The 13,747-nt window shown below is 59.1% G+C and carries 12 protein-coding genes; 1 reads left to right on the top strand and 11 read right to left on the bottom strand.

The annotated features are described in order from the left end of the window. Positions 1 to 62 precede the first annotated feature (62 nt). Positions 63 to 842 carry an envelope biogenesis factor ElyC gene (elyC, locus tag ABLU50_RS02895; protein ID WP_004201396.1) on the top strand — a complete coding sequence of 260 codons (780 nt, stop codon included), beginning with the start codon at positions 63 to 65 and terminating at the stop codon, positions 840 to 842. Here the strand turns inward: elyC and ABLU50_RS02890 are convergent. The 11 genes from ABLU50_RS02890 to aroA all read right to left on the bottom strand — a co-directional run bounded on the left by ABLU50_RS02890 (position 819) and on the right by aroA (position 13,739). Then, the gene (locus ABLU50_RS02890) at positions 819 to 1,712 is read right to left on the bottom strand and encodes a YcbJ family phosphotransferase (RefSeq protein WP_004201393.1); all 894 of its coding nucleotides are present in this window, start codon (positions 1,710 to 1,712) and stop codon (positions 819 to 821) included. The two genes, elyC and ABLU50_RS02890, sit on opposite strands and share 24 nt — an antisense overlap. 137 nt (positions 1,713 to 1,849) lie before the next feature. Next, complete coding sequence (gene kdsB / locus ABLU50_RS02885) at positions 1,850 to 2,596, bottom strand: 3-deoxy-manno-octulosonate cytidylyltransferase (protein WP_004201392.1); 747 nt, start codon at positions 2,594 to 2,596, stop codon at positions 1,850 to 1,852. Further along, on the bottom strand, positions 2,593 to 2,775 hold the full coding sequence (gene ycaR, locus ABLU50_RS02880; protein WP_004201390.1) for a protein YcaR: 183 nt from the start codon (positions 2,773 to 2,775) through the stop codon (positions 2,593 to 2,595). Before ycaR ends, kdsB begins: the two co-directional genes overlap by 4 nt. Positions 2,776 to 2,838: 63 nt before the next feature. Beyond that, positions 2,839 to 4,068, bottom strand: a complete 1,230-nt coding sequence (locus ABLU50_RS02875) for a winged helix-turn-helix domain-containing protein (protein ID WP_087832931.1) — start codon at positions 4,066 to 4,068, stop codon at positions 2,839 to 2,841. Positions 4,069 to 4,122: 54 nt separating this feature from the next. After that, entirely contained in the window at positions 4,123 to 5,103 is a 981-nt protein-coding gene (gene lpxK / locus ABLU50_RS02870) for a tetraacyldisaccharide 4'-kinase (RefSeq protein ID WP_032455788.1), read from the bottom strand. Beyond that, the gene (gene msbA / locus ABLU50_RS02865; protein ID WP_004201387.1) at positions 5,100 to 6,848 is read right to left on the bottom strand and encodes a lipid A ABC transporter ATP-binding protein/permease MsbA; all 1,749 of its coding nucleotides are present in this window, start codon (positions 6,846 to 6,848) and stop codon (positions 5,100 to 5,102) included. Before msbA ends, lpxK begins: the two co-directional genes overlap by 4 nt. Before the next feature lie 36 nt (positions 6,849 to 6,884). Continuing rightward, complete coding sequence (locus ABLU50_RS02860; protein ID WP_087832930.1) at positions 6,885 to 9,149, bottom strand: ComEC family protein; 2,265 nt, start codon at positions 9,147 to 9,149, stop codon at positions 6,885 to 6,887. 202 nt (positions 9,150 to 9,351) lie between these two features. After that, a complete protein-coding gene (ihfB, locus tag ABLU50_RS02855) occupies positions 9,352 to 9,639 on the bottom strand; it encodes an integration host factor subunit beta (protein WP_002898165.1) in 288 nt (95 codons plus the stop codon). A gap of 151 nt (positions 9,640 to 9,790) precedes the next feature. After that, the gene (gene rpsA / locus ABLU50_RS02850; protein WP_002898162.1) at positions 9,791 to 11,464 is read right to left on the bottom strand and encodes a 30S ribosomal protein S1; all 1,674 of its coding nucleotides are present in this window, start codon (positions 11,462 to 11,464) and stop codon (positions 9,791 to 9,793) included. Positions 11,465 to 11,597: 133 nt separating this feature from the next. Next, positions 11,598 to 12,281: a (d)CMP kinase gene (cmk, locus tag ABLU50_RS02845; RefSeq protein ID WP_004201385.1), complete on the bottom strand. Its 684-nt coding sequence runs from the start codon at positions 12,279 to 12,281 to the stop codon at positions 11,598 to 11,600. A gap of 174 nt (positions 12,282 to 12,455) precedes the next feature. Then, positions 12,456 to 13,739, bottom strand: coding sequence for a 3-phosphoshikimate 1-carboxyvinyltransferase (gene aroA / locus ABLU50_RS02840; protein ID WP_023320069.1), 1,284 nt, complete (start codon positions 13,737 to 13,739; stop codon positions 12,456 to 12,458). Positions 13,740 to 13,747 lie beyond the last annotated feature (8 nt).

The raw sequence follows: 13,747 nt of genomic DNA, 5'->3' as shown, positions 1-13,747 counted from the left end.
GCGATCTGTTATAAGATCCGAACATAACTTTGGTTATATGGTTAAAAAAGGAACCATCTGGCATGCTTTTCACGCTAAAAAAGATTGTCGGCGGTCTGCTGCTACCGCTTCCTGCCCTGCTGTTGCTGATCGGTATCGGGATCGCCCTGTTATGGTTCAGCCGCTTTCAACGTACCGGGAAGTTTTGCGTGAGCCTCGGCTGGCTGCTGCTGACGCTGCTGAGCCTGCAGCCCGTGGCAGACAGCCTGCTTAAACCGATAGAAGATCGCTATCCCACCTGGCGCGGCGAGCAGCCGGTGAGCTACGTGGTGGTGCTGGGCGGCGGCTATACCTGGAACCCGGAGTGGGCGCCTAGCTCTAACCTTATCAGCAACAGCCTGCCGCGCCTGACGGAGGGCATTCGCCTGTGGCAGGAGAATCCGGGATCGAAAATGATCTTTACCGGCGCGGCGGCAAAAACCAACCCCGTCAGCACGGCGGAGGCCGGGGCGAGAGTGGCGGAAAGCCTCGGCGTACCGCGCAGCGATATCATCGTGCTCGATAAGCCGAAAGATACGGAAGAGGAAGCGCTGGCGGTGAAGGGTGCCATCGGCGACGCCCCCTTCCTGCTGGTCACCTCGGCGTCGCATCTTCCGCGGGCGATGATCTTCTTTCGCCATGCCGGTCTGGATCCGCTGCCCGCGCCGGCTAATCAGATGGCGGTCACATCACCGCTCAATCCGTGGGAGCGGGTCATTCCTTCACCGGTGTGGCTGATGCACAGCGACCGGGTCGGCTATGAAACGCTTGGTCGCGTCTGGCAATGGCTGAAAGGCAGCTCAGGCGAGCCAGGGCAGGAGTGATTTTGCGGCGAGGTCGAAACGGGCGCGGTCAAAGCGCCCGGTATTGACCAGACTATCCACCTCATCCCACAGCAGATAAAGCCAGCGCCGCCAGACAAAGGCCTCGGAGACCGGCGCCTGCTGCAGGTAACGCCATAGCAGCTGCTCGGCCTGGCCCCCCTCCGCGAGACGGAACAGTTCGTACTCCCGCGGCGCCCACAGCATCATCCCCGGACCAACCATCGCCAGCAGCTGATCGCTGCGCGGATCTTTCAGCATGCTGCGCAGGGTGAAATTGCCGTGCACCAGTACGGCATTATCATTGAAATCGCGGAACAGCTCCGGCAGACACTCGCGGGAGCGGAACAAAACCCGCTTATCCTGCATGGTCAGACCGGTGTCCTGATACAGGTTCAGGGTGCTCCACAACATCGCCACCCGCTGCCGGTACCAGTTCGGCCACAGATTGTCCTGGGTATTATCGACCATCCCCACGCAGCCGCCGCTGTCCTGACGATGCCAGGCCAGCAGCGCCTCGACGATCTGCTCCTGCAGCTGCTCCCAGCGCGCCGGGGTGCGGGTGGGCGCCTCCACCGGGACGCCGCGCAGACGCTCAAGCAGCAGCACGTCCGGCCCGGGATGCTCTTCATGCGTCATCACGCCATAGACCACCGGCATGCGCACCGTACCGCTGCGCGCCAGAGTGGAGATCTTCCAGGCCAGCTGCCGCGCCACGCCGGGGGTGGTGAAACTTCGCGCCAGCAGCGGCATCGGATTTCCCTGCGCGTCATACAGGGACCACAGCGCCGTAGCGGCTTTTTCACTGACACACTCCACCCGGCTCAGCTTTTCGCCAAGCAGGTGACTCAGTTCGGTTCGCAACTGTTCCATTGTCGATTACCCCTATGAACACTACTGATTTCATAATGAGCGCCCGCACCAGGGTTGTCATCGGATAAGATCAAAAATGGGCAAAAAAAGCATAAAACCGGTGGGAATATCCCCTCCTGCAAGGAGGGGACAGAGGACTAACGCAGTTCAGCGCGGACGCGCGCCAGATCTTCAGGGGTATCGACGCCGGTGCCGGGCACTTCGGCCGCCACGGCGACATGGATCTTCTCGCCATACCACAGCACCCGCAGCTGCTCGAGCATTTCTATCTGCTCCAGCGGGCTTGGCGCCCAGCTGACATAGCGGCGAATAAAGCCGGCGCGATAGCCATAGATGCCGATGTGGCGCAGCAGAGAATCACCAATGGCGTCGCGGGAGTGGGCAAAGCGATCGCGATCCCAGGGAATGGTGGCGCGGGAGAAATAGAGCGCATAGCCCTGCGCATCCATCACCACTTTGACCGCATTTGGATTAAACGCCTCTTCCGCATCGTGGATCGGTACCGCCAGCGTCGCCATTCCGCTGGTGCTGGCAGCCAGATTCTCCGCCACCTGGCGGACGATAGCCGGGGGGATCATCGGCTCATCGCCCTGGATATTGACGATGATGGTGTCATCGCTGAACGCGCACTTCTCCACCACCTCCGCCAGCCGTTCGGTGCCGGATTGATGGTCGGCGCGGGTCATGCAGACCTCGCCGCCGGCGGCTTCAACCGCCCGGGCGACCTCTTCGTGATCGGTGGCGACAATAATGCGATCCGCGCCGGATTCGCGGGCGCGCTCCAGCACATGGACAATCATCGGCTTGCCGTTAATGTCCTGCAGTGGTTTTCCCGGCAGGCGCGTGGAGGCGAAACGCGCAGGAATAATGACCACGAAACTCATGAGTGACTCTCTTCAACCGCCAGCGGACGCGCTTCTGTCTCCAGCAGCACAGGGATACCGTCGCGCAGCGGAAACGCCAGACTATCAAGTTTGCAAATAAGTTCTTGCTTATCCTGACTGTAATACAGCTTACCGTTACAGACCGGGCAGGCGATGATTTCAAGTAAACGGTGATCCATGTTTCCTCCTGATGGACCGGATAGATTTCTCAGCAGCATAACACAGGAAGGTCGGCGCCGGGATCAATCGGCATCGATTTCCCACCCTTGCTCCTGGCCGACAAACAGCCCTTCCGGCAGGCCTCGACACAGGATCCGGTCTGCCGATTGCCAGCGTGCGAAGTCGTTGATCGCCCGGCGCAGCCCCTGCTCCAGACCACGGGTGATCTTCACCTCATCCTCCAGCCACAGGGCGAAGATCTCCAGCTCCCGGCTTTTGCGATGCATTTTACTGTCCATCCGCCCGACCAGTTTCCCCTGGTGCAGCAGAGGCAGTACGAAGTAGCCATACTGACGCTTCGGCGCCGGGGTATAGCACTCCAGGCGATAGCTGAAGTTGAACAGTTGCTCAGCGCGCTTCCGATCCCAGACCACCGGGTCGAAAGGCGAGAGCACGGCGCTATGGCTGGCGGTAAGTTTACCGCCGGGCGCGGACTCCAGCTGCGCCAGCGCGTCGCGATGCAGCCACATCTCGCCAAGCGCCTCCACGTCGACTGGCACAACCAGGCCCTCTTCCTGCCAGGCCGCCAGCAAACCCGGTAGCGCCGGCTGACGTAAACGATAGTAATCCGCCAGCCACTGGGGGCGAAAGATGCCGAGGCTGCGGGCGCTGTTGCGCAGCATGATGGCCTCCGCAGCGTCGCGGGGCAGCGCATCGCGCTCGTCGTCCCAGTGCGGCATCACCCGCCGGGTTAAATCATACACGCGGTGAAAGTTGCGCCGCTCCACCACCATCACTTCACCGGCGGTAAACAGCCCTTCCAGGTGGCGCTTATGCGGTTTCCACTCCCACCAGCCGCTGGCGCCTTTGCGTGTGTGGGCAAAATCCGCCGAGCGAACCGGTCCGTTTTGTCCGATATGCGCCACCAGCTCTGCAATACTTCCGGCATGCTCCTCCATCCACGCGCGATGATATTTCCAGCCCATCTTGTCGGGGTTCAACATCCGGTGGCGCACAAGGGCGAAATCGCTGCGCGGCAGAAAACAGGCTTCATGCGCCCAGTATTCCATCAGCTCGCCGCTGCGCAATGACTCATCCAGCCAGTGCTGCGGATAGCTGCCGAGGCGGCTGAACAACACCAGGTAGGGGCTGCGGGCCACCACGTTGATGGTATCGATTTGCAGCAGCGACATTTGCTGGATGGTGGAAAGGATGTCATTCGGGCGAGCGCGACGCCGGGGCTTTTTTAATAACCCCTGCGCCGCGAGATGGAGGTGGCGCGCCTCATTAAGCGATAGTTGCAATACCGACATGCAGGTTCTCCGTCAGGAATTCCAGCACAGCGGCGAGCAAAGCCGGCGCGTCGGTTAACGTTGCGCCAACGTCGCTAAGTCCGCAAGCAACCGCTGTGCGCGTTCATCGGCCATTATGGCGTCGACCGGTAAATACCACCAGTTCGCAGCGGCGAAATCGCGACATTTCACGGCGTCTTTCTCGGTCATCAGCAGCGTCTGCCCGGCGGTTACCAGAGCGGCGACATCGGCCTGGCTCAGCGCCTGATGGTCCGCCAGCGCCACGGTTTTGACCGGCTGGACGCCACAGCTTTCGAGGGTGGCGAAAAAGCGCGGCGGATGGCCGATGCCGGCCATTGCCACTACGTTAGTGAAGGTAGAGACATCGCGACGTTCGCCGGTGAGCAGGTTGACTGCCATCCCGGGACGCAGCTGCATCGGGATCTCTCCCGGACGCGCCACGCCGCCGTTGACGATAATCGCATCAACGCTTTGCAAGCGCGATGCCCGCTCACGCATCGGCCCGGCAGGCAGCCACCAGCCGTTGCCAAAGCGGCGCACGCCGTCGATGACGACAATTTCCCGGTCCCGCGCCAGCTTATAGTGCTGCAACCCATCGTCGGTGACGATAATCTGCAGCTCGTGCGCGCTGAGCAGCGCTTTCACCGCGTCGCTGCGCAGCGGAGAGACCGCCACTGGCGCGCCGGTGCGCTGATGGATGAGCACCGGTTCATCGCCTGCCTGCGCCGTACTGGTCCGGTCAGTTAATACCAGCGGGTAGCGTTCGGCTTTACCGCCGTAGCCGCGAGAGACCACCCCAACGCGAATGCCGCGCTGCTGCAGTTGCTCCACCAGCCAGATCACCACCGGCGTTTTACCGTTGCCGCCGGCGGTCAGGTTACCGACCACCACCACCGGCACCGGCGCGCGCCAGGCTTTTTTCCACCCCAGCTGATAGCTGAGGCGAATCAACGCGCTCACCAGGCCATACAGCCAGGAGAGCGGCAGCAGCAGGCGCCACAGCGGCGACTCACCGGACCAGATGCGCGCGATCATTCGCCGAATTGCATCTTATGCAGCTGGGCGTATACGCCTTTATGCTCCAGCAGGTCGTGGTGCGTTCCGCGCTCCACGATCCGCCCGTCTTCAACCACCACAATCTCATCAGCCTGCTCAATGGTTGACAGACGGTGGGCAATAACCAGCGAGGTGCGGTTTTTCTGCAGCTCATCCAGCGCCGCCTGAATCGCACGCTCGGACTCGGTATCCAGCGCCGAGGTGGCTTCATCGAGGATCAGGATCGGGCTGTTACGCAGTAGCGCACGGGCGATAGCAATACGCTGGCGCTGGCCGCCGGACAGCATCACGCCATTTTCGCCGATGATGGTATCCAGGCCATTGTCCATCTTGTTGATGAAGTCCATGGCGTAGGCCATTCGCGCAGCCTCTTCAATCTGCTCGCGGCTGTACTCTTCAGTACGGGCATAGGCGATGTTATTGGCGACGGTATCATTGAACAGGTGCACGTTCTGTGAAACCAGCGCTACCTGGTCGCGCAGCGAGCTCAGCTTGTACTCGCGCAAGTCATGGCCATCCAGCAGGATCTGCCCATCGTCGACATCGTAGAAGCGCGTGATCAGGCTGGCGATGGTAGATTTACCCGAACCGGAGCGTCCCACCAGCGCCACAGTTTTCCCTTCCGGGATATCGAGATTGATATTGCGCAGCGCGGCCACTTCGCGACCCGGATAGGTAAAGGTGACGTTCTCGAACTTGAGATTGCCTTTCGCCCGCTCAATGACGCGGGTACCTTCGTCTTTCTCCTGCTCGGAATCGAGGATCGCAAACAGCGTCTGGCATGCCGCCATCCCGCGCTGGAACTGGGCATTGACGTTGGTCAGCGACTTCAGCGGACGCATCAGCGCAATCATGGAGGAGAAGACCACGGTAATGGTCCCAGCGGTCAGGGTGTCCATCACGCTCGGGAAGCTGGCGGCATACAGGACAAAGGCCAGCGCCAGGGAGGCGATAAGCTGAATGATCGGGTCGGAGATAGACGAGGCGGAAACCATTTTCATCCCCTGCAGGCGCATTTTATTGCTGACCTTATCAAAACGTTTGGTTTCCACTTCCTGGCCGCCAAACATCAGCACCTCTTTGTGCCCTTTCAGCATCTGCTCAGCGCTGGTGGTGACCTGCCCCATCGTGTTCTGCATATTCTTACTGATATTGCGAAAACGCTTGGAGACCACGCGGATTGCTACCGACACGATCGGCGCCAGTACAATTAGGATCAACGACAGCTGCCAGCTGTAATAGAACATCATCACGAACAGGCCGATAATTGATGCCCCTTCGCGGACCACGGTGATCAGCGCGCTGGAAGAGGAGGAAGCGACCTGTTCAGAATCATAGGTGATACGTGACAGCAGCGTCCCGGTAGACTGCTTGTCAAAGAAAGCCACCGGCATGCCCATCATGTGGCCGAACAGGCGACGACGCATGGTCATCACCACTTTGCCGGAAACCCAGGAGATACAATAGCTCGAGATGTAGCTGGTGATCCCACGCAGCACCATCAGCCCGATAACCACCAGCGGCATCCATAGCAGCACTGAGCGATCCGTTTTACCAAAACCATCATCCAATAACGGTTTAAGAAGCGATAACATGAAGGTGTCACTGCCCGCGTTAAGCACTAACGCCACCGCCGCTACGATTAGCCCGGCTTTAAACGGTGCAATAATCGGCCAAAGTCGGCGGAAGGTCTGCCACGTGGAGAGATCTTTATCGTTCTGCATTCAATAAACCAGCTTGTGTTGAAATAGCCGCATATTCTACCCGTTATCGGCGGGCGCGCCAAACCACTGATGATACCAACGAGGTAAAACTTGATCCCGTAAGCTATGGATTTGCCACCCTTCTGAAGAAAAAACCACCGTTATCTGCCCCTGCTGCGGCGTGGCGAACCAGCGATACCCCCGCTGGCGATAGCGCTGAACGACCTTGTGCGAGGGCATCCGCCACGCATTGTAGCGCGAAGCGGAAACCAGCGCGGCCGCGCCATCCACCCGCCGGACCAGCAGTTCGCTGGAAGAGGTGTTGCTGCCGTGATGGGGAACCTGAATAAGTGTAGACGCCAGATGCTGCCAGTAGCGGCTGATCATCGCCTGCTCCGCCTGACGTTCGATATCGCCGGTCAGCAGGATGCTGGAGCGACCGTCATCGATTCGCACCACGCAGGAGTGATTGTTTCCCTTTGCCGCGCTGCCCGGCAGCGGCCACAGCGCCTGGAAAGTGAGTCCCTGCCACTGCCAGCGTTCGCCGCGATGGCACGGCAGATGACGCGCCCAGCCTAAAGGGCTGCGCACCCACGCCTGCGGCCAAGCCTGCAGCACAGATTCGAGGCCGCCGCGATGGTCAAGATGCTCGTGGCTCAGCATAATCCCCTGCAGCTGCAGATGGTGCCAGCGCAGCCAAGGGATAATCACCTGTCGACCGCTGTCGCCCTGCGGCCATGCCGGCCCGGTATCGTACAATAACGCCTTGCCGTGACGTTCGATCACCATCGCCAGCCCCTGTCCGACATCCAGCATCGTCACCCGCCATTGGTCCGCGGGCGGTTGCCGGCTGAATGGCCGCGCCAGCAAAAACAGCACACTCAGGCACAGCGCCGGAGTATACCGCCAGCTCTGAAAACGCCAGCCCATCACCAGCAGCCACGGCAGGCTACTGATCCAGAGCCAGCGGGCATCCAGCGTCAGCCAGCCGTCCGGTAAACGTCGTAACCCCCAGAACAACACCGCCAGCACGCGATCGGCTGCCAGCCAGATCAGCGACGCCACCACTTCCGGTCCAGTGAGATGCAGGAGCATTCCGGCGAGAATGAGCGGCACCGCCAGCAGGGTCACTAACGGTACCGCCAGCAAATTAGCGGCCATCGACGTCAGGCTTATGCCATGGAAGAGCAGCAGCTGCAGTGGCATCAGCAGCAGCGTCACGCCAGCCTGCAAATGCACGAGGGCGAACAGCGCTTTCCACGGCCAGCGCCAGCGACTGTCAGGCAGCGGTAACCACTGGAACCAGAAGATCAGCCCCGCCACCGCGAAGGCGGATAGCCACAGGCTTTGCGACAACACCGCCAGCGGATCAGCAACCAGAATCGCCCCCAGACAGCAGAGCCACACCTGCCACGCCGTCCAGCGTTGACCCGACAAACGTAAAGCACAACAGACTGCAAGCCCTACGCAAGTGCGCAGGGCCGGTGGCTGCATACCGGTCAGCCAGGCATAGCCGACTGCGCCCGCCAGCCCAGCCAGCAGCGGTAGCCGCCAGCCGATCCAGCGCCCCGGGAAAAGGGACTGTAAACCGCGCAGCAGGAGCACGATCAGGGAAGCCGCAAGAGCAATATGCAAACCGGAGATAGCCATCAGGTGGGAGGTGCCTGTGTTCTGCATCAGGACTTTGATCTCCGCCGGCAGCACCAGCCGCTCCCCCATCCCCAGGCCCAGCATCACCGGATGCCAGGGATAAGTCTGCAATCGCCGGGTCAGCGACGCCAGGTAGCGGGCGCGCAGACTGCAGCGGGTATCCAACGCGGAAGCGGCGACGATCCCCCCGCTCAGCGGCCGATGCTGGGCCAGCGCATAGCGCTGGCTGTCGAAGCCTCCGTCATTGAGCTGCCCATGCACCGGCCGCAGGCGCAGCGTCATCATCCAGCGCTGCCCCGCACAGACGGGGGCTGGTGCAAGTTCCCCGTATAACGTCACGCCAACCGGGGGGAACAGGAAGCGGTCCGCCAGGCGCACAATCTGTCCGCGGTGCAGAGTCTGGCCATCCGTCTCGTGGAGGAACACTTCCGCCTGCCGGGCGGCGCCGGTGAGGTGCTGCGTTGGCCACAGCGCCTGATATGCGCTCAATACTCCCCAGACCATCAGCAGAAGCGTCATCGCCACAACGGCGATGACCGTCCCGCGCAGACGGGTCAGCAACAGCCCCAGTACGCCGGCGAACGCCAGAATGCCCGGGCCCGGCAACGCGGGTAGCCAGAGTAGCGGCAGTATCGCGATGATGGCGCATCCGGCAAGCCATGGTAGACGCATAAACACCTCCCTGTGAGCGGGCAGTGTTACGCAAAGCGAAGCTGACGTCCTCGGGTAGAATTCAGGCGCGCGTGCAGCGTTCCAGACAATCGTCACGCTTGCAGTCAGGCGCTTTTTTTTTGCGAAGCGGGACGTAAATGGCGGGCACAAAAAAAGCACCCGAAGGTGCTTTTATCGTCAGGCCGGTTGCACGTCGTGCAACTCACCCTTCATAAATATTGGCGCGGTCACGTAATTCTTTCCCGGGCTTAAAGTGCGGAACGTACTTACCTTCCAGTTCGACTTTATCACCAGTTTTCGGGTTACGTCCGGTGCGAGGTGCACGATAGTGCAGAGAGAAGCTGCCGAAACCGCGGATTTCAATGCGCTCACCTTGAGCAAGCGTTGAGGCCATATGTTCCAGCATTTCTTTAACAGCATCTTCCACCGCTTTCGCCGGAATGTGAGATTGCTGGCTGGCAAGTCTTTCAATCAATTCTGACTTGGTCATTATTCCTCCGGTTTCCTTCAAGGCAAAAATTAGCTAACAGCTTAAACAAGGGCGGCCGTAGCCGCCCTTTGTGCTTGATTACAGGACGAATCCTGCAATCTGTCAAGTAAACTCGTCACTATTCAGGTTGTTATTACCTGAATGACAAAGATTACTCGCCTTTCGCTGCTTTGAACGCTTCAGCCATGGCGTTGTTGGAGAAGTTCGCGTCTTCCTGCTTGTTCACGGTAGCGATAGCGTCTTTTTCTTCCGCTTCGTCTTTCGCACGTACAGACAGGCTCACTACGCGGTTCTTACGATCCACGCCAGTGAATTTCGCTTCAACTTCGTCGCCAACGCTCAGAACCAGAGTTGCGTCTTCAACGCGGTCACGGGATGCTTCAGAAGCACGCAGGTAACCTTCTACGCCGTCAGCCAGTTCTACGGTTGCGCCTTTCGCGTCAACTGCAGTGACTTTACCAACAACGATAGCGCCTTTCTTGTTCAGAGCAACGTAGTTGTTGAACGGATCTTCCGCCAGCTGTTTAACGCCCAGGGAGATACGCTCACGCTCTGCGTCAACCTGCAGAACAACTGCTGCGATTTCGTCGCCTTTTTTGTATTCACGAACTGCTTCTTCGCCTGCAACGTTCCAGGAGATGTCAGACAGGTGAACCAGGCCGTCGATGCCGCCGTCCAGGCCGATGAAGATACCGAAGTCAGTGATAGACTTGATTTTACCTTCAACACGGTCGCCCTTGTTGTGGGTTTCCGCGAACTGCTGCCATGGGTTAGATTTGCACTGCTTCAGACCCAGGGAGATACGACGACGTTCTTCGTCGATATCCAGAACCATCACTTCCACTACGTCGCCAACGTTAACAACTTTGGACGGGTGGATGTTTTTGTTGGTCCAATCCATTTCGGAAACGTGAACCAGGCCTTCAACGCCTTCTTCGATTTCAACGAAGCAGCCGTAGTCGGTCAGGTTGGTCACGCGACCGGTCAGTTTGGTACCTTCCGGATAACGTTTAGCGATAGCTACCCACGGATCTTCGCCCAGCTGTTTCAGGCCCAGGGATACACGGGTACGCTCGCGGTCGAACTTCAGCACTTTAACAGTGATTTCGTCGCCAACGTTTACGATTTCGCTCGGATGCTTAACGCGTTTCCAGGCCATATCGGTGATGTGCAGCAGGCCGTCAACGCCGCCCAGATCAACGAATGCACCGTAGTCAGTGAGGTTCTTAACGATACCTTTGACTTCCATGCCTTCCTGCAGGTTTTCCAGCAGCTGATCGCGCTCTGCGCTGTTTTCGGATTCGATAACGGCACGACGAGAAACAACAACGTTGTTACGCTTCTGGTCCAGCTTGATGACTTTGAACTCAAGCTCTTTGCCTTCCAGGTGCAGCGTGTCGCGCACCGGACGAACGTCTACCAGGGAACCCGGCAGGAACGCACGAATACCGTTCAGCTCAACAGTGAAGCCACCTTTAACTTTGCCGTTGATAACACCGGTAACAGTTTCAGCGTCTTCGTAAGCTTTTTCCAGCGTGATCCAAGCTTCGTGACGTTTAGCTTTCTCACGGGACAGCAGAGTTTCACCGAAGCCGTCTTCTACTGCATCCAGAGCAACGTCAACTTCGTCACCAACCTGGATTTCCAGCTCGCCCTGGGCGTTTTTGAACTGCTCAGCCGGGATGGCGGACTCAGATTTCAGACCGGCGTCAACCAGTACTACGTCTTTGTCGATAGCAACAACAACACCACGAACGATGGAACCCGGGCGGGTTTCGATTTCTTTTAAGGATTCTTCAAACAGTTGAGCAAAAGATTCAGTCATGTTTAATCTTCAGGTTAATATTAACGTCCACCTGGCTCCGTGCCGGATGGGGTTGTTTCACATACCCGCTGACCATCCATTGCCGCGGGGTACTGCTATAATTCGGAGGCTTCGGCGCGTTACCGGTTAAGGCTTACGCAACGGCCAATTTTTCGCGCGCATATTGTAGCGCTTTTTCAATCACTTGCTCAATGTTTAGTTCGGTTGAATCGAGAACTAATGCATCGGCAGCCGGGACAAGCGGCGCCACGGCGCGATTTCTATCGCGATCGTCACGCTCTTTTATCTCGGACAAAAGACGTTCAAAGTTAACATCAAAGCCCTTTTCCTGCAACTGCCGCATGCGGCGATGCGCTCGCTCATCGGCCGAGGCATCGAGGAAAATTTTCACCGGCGCGTCCGGGAAAACCACCGTGCCCATATCGCGCCCGTCGGCGATAAGCCCTGGCAGTTCACGGAAGGCGCGCTGGCGGCGCAGCAGCGCTTCGCGAACGCGAGGGAAAGCCGCCACCTTCGAGGCAGCGTTCGCGACCTCCTGGGTGCGAATTTCGCCGCTGACATCTTCCCCTTCCAGCACCACTTCCAGGTTGCCGTCAGTAGAAATAAAGCGCACGTCAAGATGGGCAGCCAGGGGCACCAGCGCCTCTTCGGACTCCACGTCAACATGATGATGCAGCGCCGCCAGCGCCAGAACGCGGTAGATCGCGCCTGAATCTAACAGATGCCAGCCCAGCGCTTCCGCCATTGCCTTGCACAACGTACCTTTACCCGCACCGCCAGGCCCATCAATGGTGATTACCGGAATATTCGCCGTCATCTTTTTCTCCTTCAGCAAGGCGCATGGAATATAAACGCCGCGCATTATACGCATCAATACGCCGGAAAGTGAGCATTGCTTGTAAATTACGGACTACAGGAAATGAAAAGCAGAAGTTTTGCGCAATTATAGCGGGCTGACAGGACATCAGCCCGCGGGATGACAAAGTTTTACTCAGGCGAGGGTACTGATCCGCGCCAGTTGCTCAAAATAGTCGGGGAACGTTTTCGCCGTACATTTGGGATCAAGGATAGTCACCGGCGTATCAGACAGCGCCACCAGCGAGAAGCACATCGCCATCCGGTGGTCGTTATAGGTGCCGATTTCAGCAAACTTCAGCGTCGCCGGCGGGGTGATGCGAATATAATCTTCACCCTCTTCCACCTCGGCGCCTACTTTACGCAGTTCTGTCGCCATGGCGAACAGACGGTCCGTCTCCTTGACCCGCCAGTTGTAGATATTGCGCAGCGTGGTAGTGCCTTGCGCGAACAGCGCGGCGGTGGCGATGGTCATCGCGGCGTCCGGAATATGGTTCATATCCATATCGATAGCCTTGAGCTCGCCACGGGTGCAGGCGATGAAATCGTCGCCCCAGGTGACGGTGGCGCCCATTTTTTCCAGTACGTCGGCGAAACGAATGTCGCCCTGTACGCTGCCGCGGCCAATACCGGTGACCTTCACCGTGCCGCCCTTAATGGCGCCAGCGGCGAGGAAATACGAGGCCGATGAAGCATCTCCTTCCACCAGGTAATCCCCCGGTGACTGATACTGTTGCTTGCCGCGCACCACAAAGCGCTGATAAGACTGGTTGTCCACCTCAACCCCGAAGGTTTTCATCAGGTGCAGGGTGATGTCGATATAGGGTTTCGACACCAGATCGCCCTTAATGGCGATAACGGTATCCTGCGGCGCCAGCGGCGCGGCCATCAGCAGCGCGGTCAGGAACTGGCTGGAGACACTGCCGTCAACGTCGACGTTGCCCCCCTGGAACCCCCCGCGCAGGCGCAGCGGCGGATAATTTTCCTGCTCCAGATAGTCGATCTGAGCGCCGCCCTGACGCAGGGCATCCACCAGATGGCCAATCGGGCGCTCTTTCATTCGCGGCTCGCCGGTCAGCACGATATCGTTGCTGCCAAGGCACAGAGCTGCCGCCAGCGGGCGCATCGCGGTACCGGCGTTGCCGAGGAACAGCTCCAGCGCCGCTGCGGCATGCAGCGGGCCGCCGTTGCCGGTCACTTCACAGCGGGTACGGTCAGCAGACAGGGTGTATTGAACCCCCAGCGCACTCAGGGCATTCAGCATATGGCGCACATCGTCGCTGTCCAGCAGGTTGGTCAGCACCGTCGTGCCGCGGGCCAGGGCGGCCAGCAGCAGCGCGCGGTTGGAGACGCTTTTCGAACCAGGCAGGTTCACGGTGCCCTCTACGCGTGCGATGGGTTGTAACGTCAGGGATTCCATCAAACTTC

Source organism: Klebsiella sp. GG_Kp173, from assembly GCF_040062415.1.
Lineage (GTDB): Bacteria > Pseudomonadota > Gammaproteobacteria > Enterobacterales > Enterobacteriaceae > Klebsiella > Klebsiella quasipneumoniae.
Note: the sequence above shows the minus strand (reverse complement) of the source record. Positions and strands in the feature narration are given on the sequence as shown.

Excerpts from the sequence above, each read along its gene's own strand:
- elyC (WP_004201396.1), top strand. The coding sequence starts at position 63 with ATGCTTTTCACGCTAAAAAAGATTGTCGGCGGTCTGCTGCTACCGCTT.
- ABLU50_RS02890 (WP_004201393.1), bottom strand. The coding sequence starts at position 1,712 with ATGGAACAGTTGCGAACCGAACTGAGTCACCTGCTTGGCGAAAAGCTG.
- kdsB (WP_004201392.1), bottom strand. The coding sequence starts at position 2,596 with ATGAGTTTCGTGGTCATTATTCCTGCGCGTTTCGCCTCCACGCGCCTG.
- ycaR (WP_004201390.1), bottom strand. The coding sequence starts at position 2,775 with ATGGATCACCGTTTACTTGAAATCATCGCCTGCCCGGTCTGTAACGGT.
- ABLU50_RS02875 (WP_087832931.1), bottom strand. The coding sequence starts at position 4,068 with ATGTCGGTATTGCAACTATCGCTTAATGAGGCGCGCCACCTCCATCTC.
- lpxK (WP_032455788.1), bottom strand. The coding sequence starts at position 5,103 with ATGATCGCGCGCATCTGGTCCGGTGAGTCGCCGCTGTGGCGCCTGCTG.
- msbA (WP_004201387.1), bottom strand. The coding sequence starts at position 6,848 with ATGCAGAACGATAAAGATCTCTCCACGTGGCAGACCTTCCGCCGACTT.
- ABLU50_RS02860 (WP_087832930.1), bottom strand. The coding sequence starts at position 9,149 with ATGCGTCTACCATGGCTTGCCGGATGCGCCATCATCGCGATACTGCCG.
- ihfB (WP_002898165.1), bottom strand. The coding sequence starts at position 9,639 with ATGACCAAGTCAGAATTGATTGAAAGACTTGCCAGCCAGCAATCTCAC.
- rpsA (WP_002898162.1), bottom strand. The coding sequence starts at position 11,464 with ATGACTGAATCTTTTGCTCAACTGTTTGAAGAATCCTTAAAAGAAATC.
- cmk (WP_004201385.1), bottom strand. The coding sequence starts at position 12,281 with ATGACGGCGAATATTCCGGTAATCACCATTGATGGGCCTGGCGGTGCG.
- aroA (WP_023320069.1), bottom strand. The coding sequence starts at position 13,739 with ATGGAATCCCTGACGTTACAACCCATCGCACGCGTAGAGGGCACCGTG.